The organism is Microcystis sp. LEGE 08355, assembly GCF_015207185.1.
GTDB lineage: Bacteria > Cyanobacteriota > Cyanobacteriia > Cyanobacteriales > Microcystaceae > Microcystis > Microcystis panniformis.
The window spans coordinates 1-2,881 of sequence record NZ_JADEXI010000586.1 but is presented as its reverse complement, the minus strand read 5'-3'; the positions used below and the strand labels follow the sequence as shown (position 1 = coordinate 2,881).

Below are 2,881 nucleotides of genomic sequence, written 5' to 3'. Positions count from 1 at the left end.
GACAAAAGGATGTATATAAATATGTCACTCAATTAAGAAGTGAATACCCTTTTGTTCAAGACCTTAACTCTACAGCTTGTCAACAGGCTTGCGAACGGACTTGGACTGCTATTCTTAGGTTCTATAATAACTGTAAGAACAAAATTGCTGGTAAGAAAGGATATCCTAAATACTCTAAACGTACTCATTCTGTTGAGTTTAAAAAGTCAGGTTGGAAACTTAATCGAAATTCCAAGAGAATAACTTTCACTGATGGAAAAAACATTGGGGAGTTAAAACTAATTGGTAGTCGAGACTTGTTTGATTTTCAAGAATGGCAAATTCAACGGATAAGAATAGTTAAAAGGGCTGATGGATATTATTGCCAGTTAATGCTAAAACTCGATGCTAGAGATATAACCCCACAATCAGAATCGACGGGTCATTGCGTAGGATTAGATCTGGGGTTAAAATATCTTTATGCTGACAGTAACGGGAATACAGTAGAGCCTCCTAAGTATTATCGAAAAGCCGAGAAGCGTCTTAATAAACTGAATAGAAGAAAGTCGAAAAAGTTTAAGAGAGGACAAAAGCAGTCTAATAACTACAAAAAAGCTAGTCAAAAATACGCCAAGGGACATTTAAAAGTAAGTAGGCAACGAGAAGAGTTTGCTAAAAAATTGGCACTCCGTTTAATTCAGTCAAACGACTTGATAGCCTACGAGGATTTAAAAGTCAAGAACCTTGTGCGTAATCGAAAACTAGCTAAGAGTATCAATGATGCTGGTTGGTCACAATTGAGAAAATGGATTGAGTATTTTGGCATTAAATACGGCAGGCTAACTATTGCTATTAATCCCGCCTATACTAGCCAAGAATGCTTTAATTGTGGTCGGTTAATCCAAAAGTCTCTATCAGTTAGAACTCATGTTTGTTCCTGCGGATATGTGGAAGATAGAGACAAAATGGCGGCCTTGAATATACTCAAAAAAGCTACGATAGGGCATATCGGAAGCTGGTCGTCAGACCTAAACGCTTGGGGAGATTTAAGCTCTATTTTGGTTGGTAGAAATACCTGCTAAGACAACTTGAGTCAGTGAACCAAGAATCCCTCGCTTTTAGCGCGACGGGAGTGTCAATATCTCAAGTAGTCAAATTTTTGCTCACCATTTTTCGCCTAGACTTCTTGGGGTTAACCGGATTGTTGGGGAAATTAGGCAAGGAGTCTAGGTTGATCTAATGCTCAAGGACACCTCGAATAAAAGATTTTGTTAACAAAGTGTTGGTCGAGGAAATCTCCTTGATCTACATTGATGAAGAGGGAATAATTTTAAATAATTAACAAGGCGCTCCGTCCCTCAAAATTCGATTTTTCGAGGTGCCCTAGACATAACGCCTTGGTTATTGCCTAAAATTAAACTTTTTTTGCCCATCAATTTAAAAACTTGCGTTTTTTTGATCATCTTAGCCTAGAGGACTGAGTAGTATGAGTTACAGCAAAGTTGATTTGTTAATTTTGTCCATCAGTGTAATCTGGGTTAAATCTCTGACTTTTTTTCCGTTATCAATTACTCAAGGGGGACTTCGATCAATTGGACTTATTGAGAAAATCTCCGCACTAATTGAGAATAAACCAAGCTTTCATCAGGGTTTCAGGCGGTGCAATGCTAAAGTAAATCTATTTTTCGAGGTACCCCCAAGAGATAACCACTGATTCCGAGCCGGTAATGATACACTAGGCATGATTTAACTATAAACCTCGATCACAAAAGGAAATAAACATCGATGAAAGCCATGATTTTGGCAGCTGGCAAAGGAACTCGTGTCCGTCCGATTACCCATACGATTCCCAAACCCCTGATCCCGATTTTACAAAAGCCGGTGATGGAGTTTTTGTTGGAACTGTTGCGACAGCATGGCTTTGATCAGATCATGGTGAATGTCAGTCATTTAGCCGAAGAAATTGAGAGTTATTTCCGCGATGGTCAGCGTTTTGGGGTGCATATCGGTTATTCTTTTGAAGGTAGAATCGAAGAGGGCGAGTTAATCGGTGATGCACTAGGATCGGCGGGCGGGTTACGACGAATTCAAGATTTTAATCCCTTTTTTGACGATACTTTTGTGGTTCTCTGTGGTGATGCACTGATTGATCTCGATCTAACCGCAGCCGTTAAATGGCATCGAGACAAGGGAGCGATCGCCACTATTGTCACCAAAACCGTCCCCAGAGAGGAAGTATCCAGCTATGGGGTGGTGGTTAGCGACGAGGAGGGAAGGATTCTCAGTTTCCAAGAAAAACCCGCCATCGATGAAGCTTTAAGTACCTGCATTAACACGGGTATCTATATTTTTGAACCAGAAATCATTGATTTTATTCCCCCTAATAGTAAATACGACATCGGGGGCGAGTTATTCCCCCAATTAGTCGCTAAAGGTGCGCCTTTCTACGCTTTAAACATGGATTTTGAATGGGTGGATATCGGTAAAGTCCCCGACTACTGGCAGGCAATTCGCGGGGTGTTATCCCGGACAATTAAAAATGTTGCTATCCCCGGCATCGAAGTTAAACCTGGCATCTACACGGGCTTAAATGTGGGGGTAAACTGGGATCGAGTCGATATCACCGGACCTGTGTATATCGGGGCAATGACGCGCATTGAAGACGGGGCGAAAATTGTCGGTCCGAGTATGATTGGCCCAAATTGTTGGATTTGTGGCGGCGCGACGGTGGATAATAGCGTTATTTTTGAATATTCTCGCCTCGGTTCAGGGGCCCGTTTGGTGGATAAGTTGGTCTTTGGGCGCTATTGTGTTGATAAAACCGGCGCGACGATCGATGTTGAAGCGGCAGCCTTGGATTGGTTGATTACCGATACCCGCAAGGTTCCCCCAGAATTTGATC

General features: G+C 41.7%; 2 protein-coding genes. Both read left to right on the top strand.

Annotated elements, in window-relative coordinates; all coding sequences use genetic code 11:
* Positions 1–1,061 (top strand): transposase (locus IQ242_RS21490; protein ID WP_228021142.1); only part of this gene is annotated, 1,061 nt, incomplete at its 5' end.
* A gap of 703 nt (positions 1,062–1,764) precedes the next feature.
* Positions 1,765–2,881, top strand: a 1,117-nt coding sequence (locus tag IQ242_RS21485) for a sugar phosphate nucleotidyltransferase (RefSeq protein ID WP_193961347.1), incomplete at its 3' end; no start/stop codon positions are given.